The sequence below is a fragment of the Nostoc sp. genome (assembly GCF_036917615.1).
Taxonomy (GTDB): domain Bacteria; phylum Cyanobacteriota; class Cyanobacteriia; order Cyanobacteriales; family Nostocaceae; genus Nostoc.
On the sequence record NZ_JBALCZ010000048.1, the window covers coordinates 1 to 15,461 of the forward strand.

The following is a 15,461-nucleotide window of genomic DNA, read 5'->3' on the forward strand; positions in this document are numbered from 1 at the left end:
TTCAGTAAAGCTAGCACAATACCAACAACAAGGGCTGCTTCCACTCCTTCTCGAAGTGTTATTACAAAAGTAGGTAGAGCAGTACTAAAATTCATCTTTTGTCCTTTGTCTTTTATGCCTATTCCTTGCGCGTCTCCCTTAGGAGAAGTTCTTATGGTCGAAAGCCAAAAATTGAAAAATCCAGAGCAGAGGAAACCTCCGCTCCGGTTTTTCGCTCCGTTCAGACTTCTACTTTGTCATTAGTCCCTAGCCAATAATTAATGACTAATAACTATTGACCAAAATCGCGTAGCATCTTTTTCAGTTCGAGATTATGCATCTCTTCTTGCCCAATCATGCCGCGAGCGAATTCTTCAAGATAAATGCTGGCATTGGTGACAGTTTCGAGCAGATCTTTATACAGATCCAATGCCTTTTTTTCATGGGATAAGCTTTCTGCTAAGATATCCTTGACTTTATGCTGGTAGGTTTCTTCCATTGGGGCAATTTTCAGGGAGGGATGCCCATCTAAACCAGTGAGTATTTCTCCTACTTGTTCGGCATGAAGTAAAGACTCACTTGCCTGTGCTTTGAAAAAAGCCACGATTGGAATACGGTTAGGACCAGTCACCATCAAAGAATAATGTGTATAGCGCACTACTCCTGCTAGTTCAAATTCCATGATGGCGTTCAGCAGGTCAATGGTCTTTTTCTGGTCAAGTTCTTGCATCAGTTGTTAGTTTGAGTAACGAATGGAGTTTAATTAGTTAGGAGTTAGAAGTGAGGAGTTGGAAGTTACGAGTTAACATATTGAGATTCATAACTCATAACTCATAACTCATAACTCATAACTCATAACTATTTTCTCATTTTAAACTCCTTACCCTATGCTTTCCATTAAATGAAAGTGTTATCGCTATGCTTGGGTATTGGATTTGTCAACCACTTTTTGAGAGTTTTCCTCAATGGTTTTCACCAGCTTGGTAACATCATTAGGACTTTTGACTGCTTTCGCTGGTGGGATGGCGGCAGGCCAAACTTTTATTAGTTCAGCGAAACTAGCATCGATCGCTTTGTGTGCTTCGGGATCTGCTTGAGCTACTTGACTAGAAATTCCTTTGTATAAATCATTGGCGTAAAAGACAAAACCACGGGAGTCTTGATACTCAATTGGGGCGGTTACTTTATCATCTGCGATCGCAGCATCATATTCGGAGTTAGCTGAATCTAGCAATTCGTTAATTACCTGTAGCACAAATCCTGGTTTTGAGCGTTGATCTGCTGGCAAAGCTGCGATCGCTCCATCAACTGATTGCATCGAAGAAGCAAAATTAGTTTTAACTTTACTATCTTTTGAATTAGATTTAACTAAATCTTGCAAACTCACCAAAGTTGTCTTAAATTCTTTAACTTTGCGCTCATTCAATTGTTCTTCTACATCAACGTAAATCTCCTCAACTGGATGTCCAATATGAGGTTCTGCTTGTTTCGGCTGATTTTGATCCAGTAGTTCTTGTGCTACCAAAAGATGCCCTTTCATTAAGCCTAATTTAGACATATAGTCAACATCTTTTGCCTCACCTGTGAGTACCACTTCCTGAACACCAACCTGGTCTTTAATTTGGTTAAACTGCTCTTGAGTAATTACTTTTTTAGTAACTAAATCTTCTGGGCTGCCATAGGGACGATTTGCCTGAATTTTGTTGGATAAAGCCGGGACACCTAGCTTGGCTTCAAACTTATCCAATTCTGACAAGATAGCACTGTTAATGTTAATTTTGTCTTTGCCACTGTGACCACTATGACTGTTCTCACTTACTGCCTCTGTAGCTTGAGGGCTAGTAACTGGTGCTGATGGATTTTCTGCGGTTGGTGTACTACTACAGGAACTCAATGTAACTATTACGGCTGCTGCTGCTGTTAAACAGATATAACGAAGTTTTATCATCATTGCTCCTCGGACAACTAAAAAAGGTATTAATTGAAACATTTCAAACTATTACTAGAAAGTAGTTGATTTGATACATTGTCATAGATTTTACTGTCGCATATAATGAGATTTTTTATCAACTATTTTCCTAAAATTTTAATGAATTAATTAGGAATTACTAATAATAGTCTCAGGTATTTTTAACATTATTTTGAGAGTTACTCTCAGTAACTACTTCAAATTGACCCATGCAACCGTTTTCTGCGATCGCATCCTGATGGGGATGGAACATATACTTACCTGGGTAGCGAAAAGCAAATTCCAAGATGTGCCTTTCTGCTATACCCATCGTAATCACATCTGCTTTCTCGCTAGGAGTCATACTCATGCCATAGCGATAGACATCAAAGAAGTTGGCGTGGAGGTGAAAGGTTACTGCCGGATCGTATTCAATGATGTTGAGGACATATAGCCGAATCAACTGATCTTGGTAAATGCGAATGGGATGATCCATGTAATGATGGGGCGAACCGTTGAAGGCATAATAATCATTATGGCCATCATCATTCACGTCATACCCAGCCATGACTAGTACAATCTCATCAGCCGGGGGACGGGGCGTAGGTGGATCGATGATAAACATCCCATACAGTCCCTTGGCGATGTGACGGGTAACTGGTTCAATATGGCAGTGGTACAAGTGTACTCCATAGGGTTCAGCATCAAATTCATAAATTGTGGCTTTGCCATTGCTGATTGGGCGAACCCCATCCATTTCTGCCGGATGAACGCCATGAAAATGCAAAGAGTGAGAATGTCCTGCTTTGTTGAGAAAAAGCACTCGCACACGTTCGCCCTGTTTTGCCCTTAGCGTTGGCCCTGGTATGCGACCGTTTAAATCCCAGATGTTGTAAGAAACAGCACTATTGAGTTTTATTATGGAAGTACCCGCAGTTAACTGAAATTCCCGGATAGTCCGCCCATTTTCTTGCTTTACCGTCCCATAATCAAAATCCCTTAACATCTTCATCGGGTTAGTACCGTCGTCTGGTGCTTCCATATCCAGTGGTGGCACTTTGACGATTGACTTACTTTGTAGATTTAGCATCTGCCAAAGTCCAGCTGCACCAATCACTCCAGCACCTGCTAGCCCCAGCTTCAAGAATTCACGGCGGCTCCACGGTTTTCCATTTCCTAGAGCGAAGTTGTTGGGCATGACATTTAGTTACGGTTAGCACCAAAAAATAATTGTAAAAGATTTGCAATTGCTAAATATTAGAGGAATTAATAATTATTGTTAATAATTTTATATTACATCAAAACTGCTAATTAAGTTGTTAAATCCAGAACAAGCGAGAATCAGTCTCGGAAAACTCTAGCAAAAGTTTCTGAGTTTTAACGGTATTTATACGTTAATTTATGTATAAATCATATTCAGAAAAAACTAATTATTTCATGCCTATTCCTGATATGCTTATTGCTTTCGGAGTATTTGGAGAAACCTTAAATTTGAATGTTCAGGAAAATCCAATCAAATATAAATATTTTATTATAGCAGGTATTTTACTATCACTTGGAGTGTTGGGTGGTTGGGTTATTGGTGGACAACAAGAACTACAACAAGAACTACAACAAGGAGAAATTGCACCATATTCAGTGCGCCTTTTATTAAGTGCATTGACAGTAGTGGCTATAGTAACGCTATTAGTTATCAACATTAGTGCAGAAGTTGCAGAAGCTCATGGCAGTGAACACCACTCAAATAGTACCGAAGCGATGTCTACCCCGCATTTCTCACAAGCAGTGCGATGCCTACGGCGGGCTACGCCTACGCTATTACCTAAATCTTTATCGGGCTTAGATTTTGAGCGTTTTAGACACTGCACGAATCACAACAGTATGTGAAGGGGGTATTTTATCTCAAGTCTAAGTGGCATCAACGTTTTGGGCTAGTCGTTTAAATATTTGTGATAAATCCGGGCTACGACGGTCGTAGCTGCGGCACCATCATCTCAAAAATCTCAGGGATTGGAAATTAGCCTTGACGGAGATAAAAACCAACTGTCGGAAAACGTGCGAGTTTAGCGTTACAGGTGGAAGATGCCGCAACCGGACAACTTAATCAAGGATGTAGCGTTGCAGGTGAAAGCGATCGCCACAGAACATAATTTAATAGGACTTACGCAAAAAACCTCTCAAACTCTTATTCGCACCGAAGTTCTGATACCTAAGGCGGGCTGCGCCAACGCCGGAAGCCGGCGCTCAGACTTCTGTTTGTGTCGCGCCAGTTGCTTCTCCTGTCGGAGACGCTGCGCGTAGCTTGCTTCCCCGGAGGGGTACAAGTCTCTTAACCCGCCCAACGCACTGGTTTCTGTGCATCCTCTATGGTAGCCTGCGGCAAGCCGCTTTACGTCTACGATTTTCCGTTACCTGTGCGTAACCCGCATTTCTCACAAGCGGTGCGATGCCTACGGGGGGCTACGCCTACGCTATTACCCAAACCTTTATCGAGCTTAGATTTTGAGCGTTTTAGATACTGTATGAATCGTAGCAGTATGTGAACGGGGTATTTTATCTCAAGTCTAAGTGACATAAAGGTTTTGGGCTGTTGTTTAAATCTTTGTGAGAAATCCGGGGTAAGTCCTGTTTAATAATCTTTGACTACAAAGGTATTCCCGACAAACAAGGTAAGTTAACATAGCAAGAACAATTTTTCGATGGTTCACCCCACAAAATCGAGGTGGAAACAACTCCTTTACCAGGATCTAACCGTCAATTTCCACCAGTGAAAGTAGCGCCAGGAGCTGAAGTTGAAGCGATGTTTACCACGGGCGTAGCTGTGACACCATCAATTTATATCCGATTGATTGATTTATTATACTTTACAGCCTTTGTCGGCATTGCTATGGCGGTTGGGTTGCTAATACAACACCGACGAACACCACAAGCAAGGAATCCTTAGTAATATCAGAGCTTTACTAAGGATTCCCGCTAAGACAAAGATGTGCATTAATAAATCAAAATAGTTGTGATCAAACCACACTATTTTTTTGTTAATGGGTTATATATATATAAACTATAAAAACCTAGTGTGTTAGGACAAGGGAAGTTATTGTATATAGCTGTCAAAATAATTCATAATTATTACCCCACGCATGTAGCTTGCTTGCCCGTTGCAGTATGTGCTTGCTCTGAAATATCGATGCACACTGCATTTTTTATCCATTGATAAATTAAGTTGCTTTGTCCGTAATTAGGAATTATAAATTAATAATCATTAGTCAAGTATTGATTAAATCAACTGGTAATTTAGTCTAGTTTTTAAATATCCATAACAACAATTGATATTATGTTGATAGTTTTGCCTTTTATCTCCTTAATTATGATTTTTTTGCTGATTAACAAAAATCGTAACGATTGGCGTGATTCGGTGATATTAGCATCTACTTACTGGGGAGTTTTATTCGCTGTAACCACAGAACTTTTGAGTTTTTTCAAATTAATTACTTTTGGTTGGATATTAGGAACTTGGGGATTGATATGTATCATATTAATTTATCTATACCTTCGGCTAAATCACCAAAAAATTCAGATTTACAAACCAAATAAGTCTTCTCAAATAAAGAAAGATATTAAAATTAAATCCTCTATCCATTTCTTGTTATGTGGCATAGGTTTTGTTGTAGCAACAGTTGGATTAATTGCCATCATAGCACCACCCAATAACTGGGATTCTATGGACTATCATATGAGTCGTGTTGCTTATTGGATACAAAATTATAGCATTGCTAATTATCCAACAAGTTATACTCCACAGCTATATCAAAACCCTTGGTCAGAGTTCGTTATTTTACATTTTAAAATTTTGAGTGGTGGTGACTACTTCGCTAACTTAGTTCAATGGTTGAGTATGATTGGCTCTATTATTGGAGTGTCATTAATTGCAAAAAAACTCGGAGCAAATTTACGAGGTCAAGTTTTCTCTGCTGTTGTAACTGCAACAATCCCTATGGGAATATTGCAAGCTTCAAGCACTCAAAATGATTATGTAGTTGCATTTTGGTTAGTTTCTCTTGCCTACTACTTGCTCTCAGGTATCCAAGCAAGAAAAAGCGAAAGTTGGACGAATTCCTTCAAGATTGGTAGTAGTATAGGATTAGCTATTTTGAGCAAGGGAACTGCTTATTTTTATGTATTTCCCTTCTTAGTTTGGTTTGCTGTATACCAGATTAAACGCTTACGCTGGCAAGCATGGAAGCCTGCTTTTATAGTAGTAAGTATATCTTTAGTGCTTAATATTAGTCATTATTTACGTAATTATAATTTATTTGCTTCGCCACTTGGTGAACCAGGTGGCTATCGGAATGAAATATTCGGTGTTAATATACTTATTTCTAATATTCTGAGAAATATTGCTTTGCATATAGGCACACCGATTGGTTTATGGAATGGAATAGCAAATAGATTAATTCAAATTATACATATATTAATCGGTGTTGATGTAAATGATCCTCGGATAACTTTTTCTAAGATATTTTTTGTACCAGGAGGTTGGGCAACAATTGGGATAACTGGTAATGAAAATAGTGCTGGTAATTTAGTACATCTAGCACTGATAATAATATGTTTGATTATTTTTATATCTCAAAAATCTATCCGAAAAGAAAGTTATGTTTTTGCTTATCTTATTACTATCATATTTACATTTATAATATTTTGCTACTTGGTAAAATGGCAAGCCTGGAATAGTCGTCTGCATTTGCCTTTTTTTGTACTAATTTCTCCATTCTTAGGTGTTGTGTTATCTAAGCTAAAAAAGCAAAAAATAGCGATTTTTCTAGTAACATTTTTGCTGATATCATCATTAACGTGGGTATTTTTTAATAGATATAGACCTATTATTGCTAGCAACAATATATTCCAAACCAGTAGGATTGAGCAGTATTTCAGTAATAGACCATACCTCCAAGCTACTTATACAGGAGCAGTTGAGTTTTTAAATTCAAAAAAATGCTCGAATATTGGGCTATCAATGGGAAATGACCCTTGGGAATACCCTTTATGGGTACTTTTGCAGCCAAATAATCAAAAACTAGTTAAAATTCAACATGTGAATGTGACTAATATTTCGGCGATTTTAGAAAAAGATGATTCCTATAAAGATTTTGAGCCTTGTGGGATTATTTCAATGGAAACTAAAAAAAGTAAACAAAAAAAATCTTTTGAGATTAATTTTAAAGGTAAAACTTATATTCGAGCTTGGGATTCTCCAGAGCTTGGTGTATTTATTAAGTAGAATTTTATTATTTACAAGATCAGAAAATTAATATTTACTGAGAAATTAAGAAAGTAATGCTGACAAAAATTGCTGTTGAAAAAATTCTTGAACGTGCCTTAATGGGGTACGACTTATCTCTCGAAGAGGGAGTGGTATTGTTAGAACAAACTGAGGCAGAAGCGATCGCCGCAATCCGTGCTACATCCGACACACTCCGCCACACTCAAGCAGGCGATACGGTTACATACGTAATTAATCGTAATATCAACTTTACTAATATTTGTGAGCAGCACTGTAGTTTTTGTGCTTTCCGTCGAGATGATGGTGATGTCGGTGCATACTGGTTAGATTCGGCGCAAATTTTGGAAAAGGCGACAGATGCGGTGCAACGGGGTGCGACGGAAATCTGTATGCAGGGCGGATTAAATCCACAAGCGCAGATAAATGGTAAATCTTTGCCCTATTATCTCAAGCTAGTGGAAACGATCAAACAGGAATTTCCTCAGATACATTTACATGCTTTCTCTCCCCAGGAAGTGCAATTTATCGCCAGACTTGACGGACTTGAATATGCTGATGTGATTACTGCTTTGCGCGATGCTGGTGTTGGCTCAATGCCAGGAACAGCCGCTGAAGTGTTAGACGATGAAGTTAGGCGGATACTGTGTCCAGAGAAGATTGACACAGCCACTTGGCTAGAAATTGTCAGCACCGCTCACAAATTAGGCTTGCATACCACTAGCACGATGTTATCTGGGCATATTGAAACCCACGAACAGCAAATCAAGCATTTAGAAAAATTGCGATCGCTCCAAAAAACCGCCGTCAATCAGGGATATTCAGCAAGGATCACAGAGTTTATTTTATTACCCTTTGTTGGACAAGAAGCGCCCAAATCCTTACGTCGCCGTGTCGGACGCGATCAACCAGTTTTGAGTGATGCACTGCTGCTAGGGGCTGTGGCGCGGATTTACTTGGGTAATTGGATTCCCAACCATCAGCAGAGTTGGGTAAAACTGGGGCTTGCTGGTGCAACAGAAGCTTTAGTTTGGGGTTGCAACGATATCGGCGGCACCTTAATGGAGGAGCATATTACCACAATGGCAGGTGCTTTGGGCGGTACGTGTATGGAAGTGGAAACTTTGGAAGCTGCGATCGCTTCTTTAGGAAGACCTTACCACCAACGGGATACTCTTTATCAAAAAGTTAGGAGTCAAGTCAAAAACTCGCGGACGAGTATCTAAGTTAGATTAACGGAGTTTTCTAACTCTTGACTCATGACTCCTAACTCAGCACACAGCAATAAATTGATCCCCAAGATACCAATCCAAGATACGATGGACGTTGATTTACGTATTCTTTTACTTAATGCATATGAAGCGCTATTGGTCGCGTTTGCTTGCGCTGGTTTTAGTTGTAGCTATCGGCTTAATGGGTTGTTCTGGCAGTCCAGATAGTTTGACTGGGGATTATCGGCAAGACACCTTAGCTGTGGTCAATATTATGAGACAAGCTTTGGATCTATCACAAGATTCACCAGACAAAACAGCAGTTCAAACAGAAGCGCGTCAAAAAATTAATGACTTTTCAGCTCGCTATCAGCGGGTTAACTCTGTTTCTGGTCTTGGCTCGTTTACAACCATGCGAACAGCCCTCAACTCCTTAGCTGGACACTACAGTTCTTACCCAAATCGTCCTGTACCCGAAAAACTCAAAAATCGTTTAGAGAAGGAGTTACAGCAGATAGAAGTAGCGCTGAAGCGTGGCGGCTAATTCTTAACTATTGCCTACTCCATAATCAAGAGTCAAGAGTCGATACTTTTGACTCTTGATTATTTTATCAACTTGATATATGGCTGAGTTTTAAATTTTCAACTAACTAAACTTATCGAGACTTCTCTAGCTAAAAGACTTGTCATAGTCCAACTTACTTCGTCTCCATCCAATTATCACCGACACGCGCATCCACCAGCAACGGCACACTCAACTGAACTGCGTTTTCCATCACCGACTTAATTTGCGGTTGTAATTCTTTCCACTCCTGAGGAGGAATTTCAAACACTAATTCATCGTGAACTTGCAACAACAAACGCGCCTGATAGTTCTTCAAAACTTCATGCAGTCTTACCATTGCAATTTTGATAATATCAGCGTTGGAACCTTGAATTGGTGCATTAGCAGCCGAACGTAGTAAACCTGCATCGTAAGGACCTAAATTCTTTAATTTACTCAGATCAATATCTTCTGGGTTACTGCCTTTTAATTTGCGTAAACTATTATTAGTAAAATCAAAGTAACGACGACGACCGAGAATAGTTTCTACATAACCAAGAGATATCGCTTCTTTTTTGACTCGCTCCAAATATGCAAATACTTTAGGATATCGCTCATTAAACCGCTTAATGAACTCATTGGCAATGGTCTTATCTATCCCAGTTGAGCGCGAAAACCTTAGAGAACCCATTCCATAAATCACGCCAAAATTGATAGTTTTTGCCATCCCTCGTTCTTCTGATGTAATATTTTCTTTTTCAAACACTAACCGCGCGGTAACAGTGTGAACATCTTCATTTTGCTGATATGCTTGCACTAATATCGGCTCTTGACTCAAATGAGCCAAAATCCGCAATTCAATTTGTGAGTAATCAGCAGCCACCATTAACCAACCAGGTTCTGGCAAAAACGCCTTCCGAATTTGGCGACTAAAAGCTGTACGAATGGGGATATTTTGCAAATTCGGATTAGAAGAAGATAACCTACCAGTTGATGTCGCTGCTTGATTAAAATCAGTATGCACTCGCTGGGTATCTGGACGCACCAATGCAGGTAATGCATCAACATAAGTAGACTTTAATTTAGATAGGGTGCGATACTCAATGATCGCCTCAACAAATCCAGTGTTGTCATCTTCTTGGAGTCTTTCCAGTGTTGCTGCATCTGTAGAGTAGCCCGTTTGAATTTTACGAGAATGTTTGGTGCTTAACCCCAACTTTTCAAACAAGATTTGGCTCAATTGCTTAGGAGAACCTAAGTTAAAATTTTCTCCAGCTATTTCAGTTGCTTCCTCTTTTAACCTGGCTAACTCAGTTTCTAAATGCTGGGAAAGTTCTTGTAAATAAGCTGAATTAATGCGGACGCCTGTGTATTCCATTTGGGCTAAAACTGCTTCTAGTGGCTGTTCCACTTCCACTAATAGTTTAGATAAAGCTGGAATTTTCTCCAGTTCCTCACGCAATTTCGACACTAAACCAAAGGTAGAATAAGCATCCATACCGCAGTAATCTGCTACGGCGGGAATATCTATATCAGCGATAGTTTTGCCTTTCGGAACTAAATCTAAGTAACTTTTTGCTATCAATCCCAAATATCGCTGCGCCAAATCCATCAAATTATGGCTAGAATCTGGATTTAGAATGTAACTTGCCAGCATGGGATCAAACACTACTCCCGCCAAATTAATTTCTTGACACTTTAGAACTAAGCGGTCAAATTTGGCATTCTGTAGAGCTTTAGGATAATCAGCACTTTCGAGAATTGGGCGTAATGTTTCTAGTACAAAATCTTTATGCAAATTTTCCCCGGTTTCGTGCCCCAGAGGAATATAGGCTACCTCATCTGGTTTCGTTCCCCAACAGCAACCAATTCCTACTAACTCGGCGTCTCTTGGTTCTAAATCGGTGGTTTCTGTGTCCCAAGCAACGGGAGTCTCTGGATTGGTGAATTTTTGCAAAAGTTTCACTAACTTAGTTAGTTTGGCTTCGGTGTTGATGATGCGTGGTGTAATTGCAGAAGTAGATTGTTGTGAAACTGCTGCTGTATCATTAGCACTGAAAAACCACAAATCGTTATCTTCATCAGCGCTTAATTCTGAGTTAGTATTGGGATTAATTGCATCTATTTTGGCTTCTTGGATCTCTTCAAGTTTTCCACCAAAACGTTGCTGGAGGTCGTTGATTTTGCCTAAAAAAGACTTGAATTCTAACTTTTCTAAAATTGGTGTCAGGACGCTTGTATCAAACCCTTTTAATTTGCAATCTTCTAAATTAATTTCTATAGGAACATCCAGAACTATAGTTGCCAAATAGCGAGACTTATCGGCATCTTCTTTACCACTTGCTAGTTTTTTCTGAGTTGCTCCTTTAATTTCATCTAACGCAGCATAAATATGATCAAGGGAACCATAGGTATTTAGCAGCTGCACTGCTGTCTTTTCGCCAATTCCCTTGACCCCAGGAATATTATCCGATTTATCACCACAAAGAGCTTTGAAATCAACAATTTGTGAAGGTAAAACGCCCATTTTTTCTTTGACTTGTTCTGCTTCAAATTCCGTGATGCTATTTGTAGAGCGCTTTAGGGCATCTGGACTAAAATTAAGAACAGTGATTTCTTTGTCAGAGTCGATCAGTTGAAATAAATCGCGATCGCCAGTCAGAATCTTCACCTTATACCCAGCAGCAGTTACTCGTTGTGCTAAGGTTCCCAAAACATCATCTGCCTCGTAACCAGGGGCAGTGAAAATTGGTAGATTGAAGCCATTCAGCAACTCATGCAGGTTTGCTAAGTCGGGAATGAAGTCTTCTGGCGTTTCAGGACGATCAGCTTTATAAGTATTGTCAGCTTCGTGGCGAAAAGTTGCCTCACCCAAATCAAAGGCGATTGCCATTGCTTGAGGCTGTTGTGTTGCCATTACCTCCAACAGGCACTTCACAAAACCAAAACATATACTCGTAGGAATCCCCGTTTTGGTACGCAGTCCTCCATCTCGCCCTTTGGCGAAAGCAAAGTATGAACGATAAGCTAGGGAGTGTCCATCTACAAGGATGAACGTGGGGCGTGTTGCGGTTGCAGAAGTGAAAGTTTCAGACATAGCCCTATTTTAGCCAGAAGCTTTGTCACATAGTTAGCAATTTCAGATGCTCGTTCAGCTTGGCTTTGGCGACAATATGCTAATTCGTTTCAGAGCAACTGAATCCTTGACAATGTTGTAGGACGCTGCGCGATTTATTTATGATCGAGAAAAATGAAAAATTTAAAAGCCTGTGGGGCAACTCTAGAAGAATTGTGTATACACGGTAGCCCCATTCGCTCATTTCCCCCAGATCCGCATCCTCACGGTTGGGAAATGGGTTGACTAGAGATCCCAATTTTTTCTTCTACTCCCCACTAGTCGCTAGAGCCTGTTAACCTCTTACTGGAACTTAAAATCTAGGAAATTATGCAGAAAGCATCTGCCACACATTTGACATCTAGTGATAATCAGGCTGCTGCAAAAGACATTAAATTACTAGTTTTGGATATAGATGGCACGATCGCCGGACATTCTAACACCCTCAGTACAGGTGTAAAGCAAGCTATTATTGCGGCCCAAGCACGAGGAATTCAAGTGGCGATCGCTACAGGTCGAATGTATTGTTCAGCCTTGCGCTTTCACCAAGAAATCGGCTCTACCCTACCATTAATGGCTTATCAAGGAGCCTGGATTCAAGACCCGATCACCCAAAAAATTCATCGCCATTGGGCTGTTTCCAGGGAAATTGCCCACCAGCTAATCGACTATTTTGAACAGCCTGAGTTGCGATCGCTTCTATCTATCCACTTTTACATCAATGATCAGCTATACGTCCGTGAGTTAACTAGAGAAACCCAAATTTATGCCGAACGTTCTGGTGTTATCCCGATTCCTGTGGGTGATTTGCGCCAAGTCTTAACGAATGAACCGACAAAAATTCTCGCTTTGTGTGATGACACTGATCTAATCAACCAGCTATTGGGGAATTTGCGCCGCCAATATACACCGGCTGAACTTTATCTCACAACATCTGTTGCTACCTTTTTTGAAGTAACTAACGCCTCTGTGAATAAGGGAACTGCTGTGCGTTACCTAGCCGAACAATTGCTGGGATTACAGACAGCCAACGTTATGGCTATTGGCGATAATTTCAATGATGTGGAAATGCTGGAGTATGTTGGACTTGGTGTAGCTATGGGCAACGCACCAGCAGGAGTGCAAGCGATCGCGCAGTGGGTAGCTCCTAGTGTAGAGCAAGACGGAGCAGCAGTAGCGATTGAAAAGTTTTTGCTCTAATGAGGGCACTTTTTCAAACCTAACCCATATAAATCAGAAAGGACACCGACGACTGGCCGTGTTTCGTCTCGGTGCCCCTGCTGGTTCGCTCCTCACACACCTGCTAATGTAGCTGAGGTGATGCATTGAGTCAATAGCTATTATAAAAGTTTTTATTTTTTACCTAAGCGACATTACCGATTTATAACTCCAAGGGCGCAAAAACCCCTAAGTTTCCCTCTAGCACATATCTTAATACTGACTGAGTAGCCATCAGCAATCCAAGTCTGGCTTGGGCTACCTCTGGTGGCGTAATTTTCACCTCACCCCAAATTCGGCAATTAGACCAGAACTTTTCAAAAGCTTGGCTCAAATTTAGCCCTACTTTTTCCCATTTCACAGAACCACTAACATCAGGGCACTCTATGTTATCTACCACTTGCACTAACTCGCCAATGAGACGACGCTCATCTGGGTGATTTAGTCGCAATACCCCATCACTGGTAAGCCAAGGTATAGGGTTGGGGGCGATAACACTCCAAAATGCTGGACTACTATTTGCAACTGGTTCTCTAAGTTTAATCAATCCCTCTCGGTGAGCTAGAAGCACTAGCGAGCAGCAACGTGCATGTGCATATTGAACAGCAAACAACGAATTGGGCACTGGGTATGGGGCATCAATTGTCCCCTGATCTCCCCCCTGCTTCCCTGCTCCCCCTGCTCCCTGTTCCCTGCTCCCCTGCTCCCCCTTTCCCCGTAAACTCCCGACTGCAAGACTTTGTAACCAAGTCGCTAACGTGGAGTGAGTCAATTCAAAATGTATCCAACCAGGGGGAACTATTTTGATGCTAAAAACATCCTCACAGATCCCTAATATATCTGAGGCGATCGCACTGGCAAGCTCCATAGCTTTTCGATTCTGAGATTTTGACAGCCGTAGAGCCACACCTGAAATATACAAAACTTTATGATCATCTCTACCTTTATATAGATTATTTTTCTCATTTTTTATGCATGTTTTTTCACCATTGTAAGTATTAATGCTTATAAAATTTTCTAAGCAACTGCATACTAACTGTTTTATTGACGTATATTTGCTAATTAGTAATTTATGATGCACGTAATTTTATTTAAACAATAATGTAAAATATATTTGTTAATTTTCTGTCATCTATCTTGAGGTGTAAATTTAATCTAGATAAAGAAAAATGAGAGAAGGATAAAATTTGATGAATAATCGATGAATAGTAAGTAAACTTTACTACCATCATTGTACAGTAGGAAGTATAACAAAAGAGTAGAGAGTAATTTGCTTTCTATTCTTTGGATTGGCTGGCGCTGTTAGGCGTTAAGCCTGCCTCGCCAACTACAAAGACACTCCTTGCACCTTTTTATTTACGTCTTTGTTTTCAGCCGAACGCTCTTTGTTACCTATGCAATCTCCATCCTCCTTTTCTGAGGCATCACGGCCTTTTCTGACTTGGCAACGAATTCTTGACTGGGCTCAAGAACACTACCGCTGCCGCACCTTTAGCAAAGATGAGCGCATTCCAGCCAGACCTGGATTGCTGTATTTGGTGCAAAGGGGTGCGATCCGCATGGTAGGAACCGCACAAGTTAGTGCGACTGCTAGTCAGCTAACGTCTCGACGAATCAACAGAACCCCAGAAGAAGCGTTCTTGGGTTTTGTCGGAGCGGGACAACCATTTGAAATTGTTGCTCAGTCACCATTCACACTCCAGGCTTACGCCCATGTTGACCAAACTGCGGTGCTGTGGATGTACTGGCACGACTTAGACAACTGGCCTCACTTCCGTCGCGAAGTAATGGATGCCTTTAGGTATCAGCACCAGCGTAAGCTGCTGTGGCTGAGTGCCTTGGGACAACGCCGCACAATTGATCGACTCTTAGGATTTCTCACATTGTTAATTGAGGAATATGGAGAGCCAGCAATGAGCGACACTGATCCTGATGTGATTCGCGGTTATTGTCTGCCCTTCCCCCTCACCCATGCCCAAATTGGTAGCGCGATTGGTTCCACTCGTGTTACCGTCACCCGCTTGATGGGCAAGCTGCGTCAACGTGGCTTAATCCTCACTCAAGGGGATAATCTCATTTGCTTGCCAGCAGAATCGATTAATAGAGCTGGTTAAAGCACAGTTCAGAGCGGCGATTTCCGCCACTCTGTCTGAGTGCGATGGGTTACG

General features: G+C 40.8%; 12 protein-coding genes and 1 pseudogene. 8 read left to right on the forward strand and 5 right to left on the reverse strand.

All coding sequences use genetic code 11. From position 1 onward, the window contains the following. Positions 1–271: 271 nt before the first annotated feature. The 3 genes from V7K85_RS16835 to V7K85_RS16845 form a co-directional block, all read right to left on the reverse strand. Positions 272–709, reverse strand: a complete 438-nt coding sequence (locus V7K85_RS16835) for a ferritin-like domain-containing protein (protein ID WP_298914352.1) — start codon at positions 707–709, stop codon at positions 272–274. 186 nt (positions 710–895) lie between these two features. After that, positions 896–1,927: a helix-hairpin-helix domain-containing protein gene (locus V7K85_RS16840; protein WP_334814799.1), complete on the reverse strand. Its 1,032-nt coding sequence runs from the start codon at positions 1,925–1,927 to the stop codon at positions 896–898. Between the two features lie 172 nt (positions 1,928–2,099). Continuing rightward, positions 2,100–3,125, reverse strand: coding sequence for a multicopper oxidase domain-containing protein (locus V7K85_RS16845; protein ID WP_334814769.1), 1,026 nt, complete (start codon positions 3,123–3,125; stop codon positions 2,100–2,102). A 263-nt stretch (positions 3,126–3,388) separates the two neighbouring features. Between V7K85_RS16845 and V7K85_RS16850 the strand changes: the two are divergent. The 6 genes and pseudogenes from V7K85_RS16850 to psb27 form a co-directional block, all read left to right on the forward strand. Further along, positions 3,389–3,691, forward strand: a pseudogene (locus V7K85_RS16850) (hypothetical protein); the annotation flags it as partial. Positions 3,692–4,009: 318 nt separating this feature from the next. Continuing rightward, positions 4,010–4,228 (forward strand): hypothetical protein, encoded by a 219-nt coding sequence (locus tag V7K85_RS16855; protein WP_334814770.1) that lies wholly within the window; start codon positions 4,010–4,012, stop codon positions 4,226–4,228. A gap of 421 nt (positions 4,229–4,649) precedes the next feature. Beyond that, positions 4,650–4,871: a hypothetical protein gene (locus V7K85_RS16860; RefSeq protein WP_334814771.1), complete on the forward strand. Its 222-nt coding sequence runs from the start codon at positions 4,650–4,652 to the stop codon at positions 4,869–4,871. Positions 4,872–5,258: 387 nt separating this feature from the next. After that, positions 5,259–7,205, forward strand: a complete 1,947-nt coding sequence (locus V7K85_RS16865) for an ArnT family glycosyltransferase (protein WP_334814772.1) — start codon at positions 5,259–5,261, stop codon at positions 7,203–7,205. A 56-nt stretch (positions 7,206–7,261) separates the two neighbouring features. After that, on the forward strand, positions 7,262–8,431 hold the full coding sequence (cofH, locus tag V7K85_RS16870; protein WP_334814773.1) for a 7,8-didemethyl-8-hydroxy-5-deazariboflavin synthase subunit CofH: 1,170 nt from the start codon (positions 7,262–7,264) through the stop codon (positions 8,429–8,431). A gap of 124 nt (positions 8,432–8,555) precedes the next feature. Next, the gene (psb27, locus tag V7K85_RS16875; RefSeq protein WP_334814774.1) at positions 8,556–8,960 is read left to right on the forward strand and encodes a photosystem II protein Psb27; all 405 of its coding nucleotides are present in this window, start codon (positions 8,556–8,558) and stop codon (positions 8,958–8,960) included. A 154-nt stretch (positions 8,961–9,114) separates the two neighbouring features. On the opposite strand, the gene polA is transcribed toward psb27, so the two are convergent. Beyond that, on the reverse strand, positions 9,115–12,057 hold the full coding sequence (gene polA / locus V7K85_RS16880; RefSeq protein ID WP_334814775.1) for a DNA polymerase I: 2,943 nt from the start codon (positions 12,055–12,057) through the stop codon (positions 9,115–9,117). Positions 12,058–12,405: 348 nt separating this feature from the next. On the opposite strand from polA, the gene V7K85_RS16885 reads away from it, so the two are divergent. Next, positions 12,406–13,275 carry a Cof-type HAD-IIB family hydrolase gene (locus V7K85_RS16885; protein WP_334814776.1) on the forward strand — a complete coding sequence of 290 codons (870 nt, stop codon included), beginning with the start codon at positions 12,406–12,408 and terminating at the stop codon, positions 13,273–13,275. A gap of 181 nt (positions 13,276–13,456) precedes the next feature. Here the strand turns inward: V7K85_RS16885 and V7K85_RS16890 are convergent, their stop codons facing one another. Then, positions 13,457–14,161 (reverse strand): DALR anticodon-binding domain-containing protein, encoded by a 705-nt coding sequence (locus V7K85_RS16890; protein WP_334814777.1) that lies wholly within the window; start codon positions 14,159–14,161, stop codon positions 13,457–13,459. A gap of 526 nt (positions 14,162–14,687) precedes the next feature. Here V7K85_RS16890 and V7K85_RS16895 point away from each other — a divergent pair. Further along, positions 14,688–15,407 carry a Crp/Fnr family transcriptional regulator gene (locus tag V7K85_RS16895; RefSeq protein ID WP_012412419.1) on the forward strand — a complete coding sequence of 240 codons (720 nt, stop codon included), beginning with the start codon at positions 14,688–14,690 and terminating at the stop codon, positions 15,405–15,407. Positions 15,408–15,461 lie beyond the last annotated feature (54 nt).

What these genes read in the sequence shown, in the direction of transcription:
- V7K85_RS16835 (WP_298914352.1), bottom strand. Translation starts at nt 709, where the DNA reads ATGCAAGAACTTGACCAGAAAAAGACCATTGACCTGCTGAACGCCATC.
- V7K85_RS16840 (WP_334814799.1), bottom strand. Translation starts at nt 1,927, where the DNA reads ATGATAAAACTTCGTTATATCTGTTTAACAGCAGCAGCAGCCGTAATA.
- V7K85_RS16845 (WP_334814769.1), bottom strand. Translation starts at nt 3,125, where the DNA reads ATGCCCAACAACTTCGCTCTAGGAAATGGAAAACCGTGGAGCCGCCGT.
- V7K85_RS16855 (WP_334814770.1), top strand. Translation starts at nt 4,010, where the DNA reads ATGCCGCAACCGGACAACTTAATCAAGGATGTAGCGTTGCAGGTGAAA.
- V7K85_RS16865 (WP_334814772.1), top strand. Translation starts at nt 5,259, where the DNA reads ATGTTGATAGTTTTGCCTTTTATCTCCTTAATTATGATTTTTTTGCTG.
- cofH (WP_334814773.1), top strand. Translation starts at nt 7,262, where the DNA reads ATGCTGACAAAAATTGCTGTTGAAAAAATTCTTGAACGTGCCTTAATG.
- psb27 (WP_334814774.1), top strand. Translation starts at nt 8,556, where the DNA reads ATGCATATGAAGCGCTATTGGTCGCGTTTGCTTGCGCTGGTTTTAGTT.
- polA (WP_334814775.1), bottom strand. Translation starts at nt 12,057, where the DNA reads ATGTCTGAAACTTTCACTTCTGCAACCGCAACACGCCCCACGTTCATC.
- V7K85_RS16885 (WP_334814776.1), top strand. Translation starts at nt 12,406, where the DNA reads ATGCAGAAAGCATCTGCCACACATTTGACATCTAGTGATAATCAGGCT.
- V7K85_RS16890 (WP_334814777.1), bottom strand. Translation starts at nt 14,161, where the DNA reads ATGGAGCTTGCCAGTGCGATCGCCTCAGATATATTAGGGATCTGTGAG.
- V7K85_RS16895 (WP_012412419.1), top strand. Translation starts at nt 14,688, where the DNA reads ATGCAATCTCCATCCTCCTTTTCTGAGGCATCACGGCCTTTTCTGACT.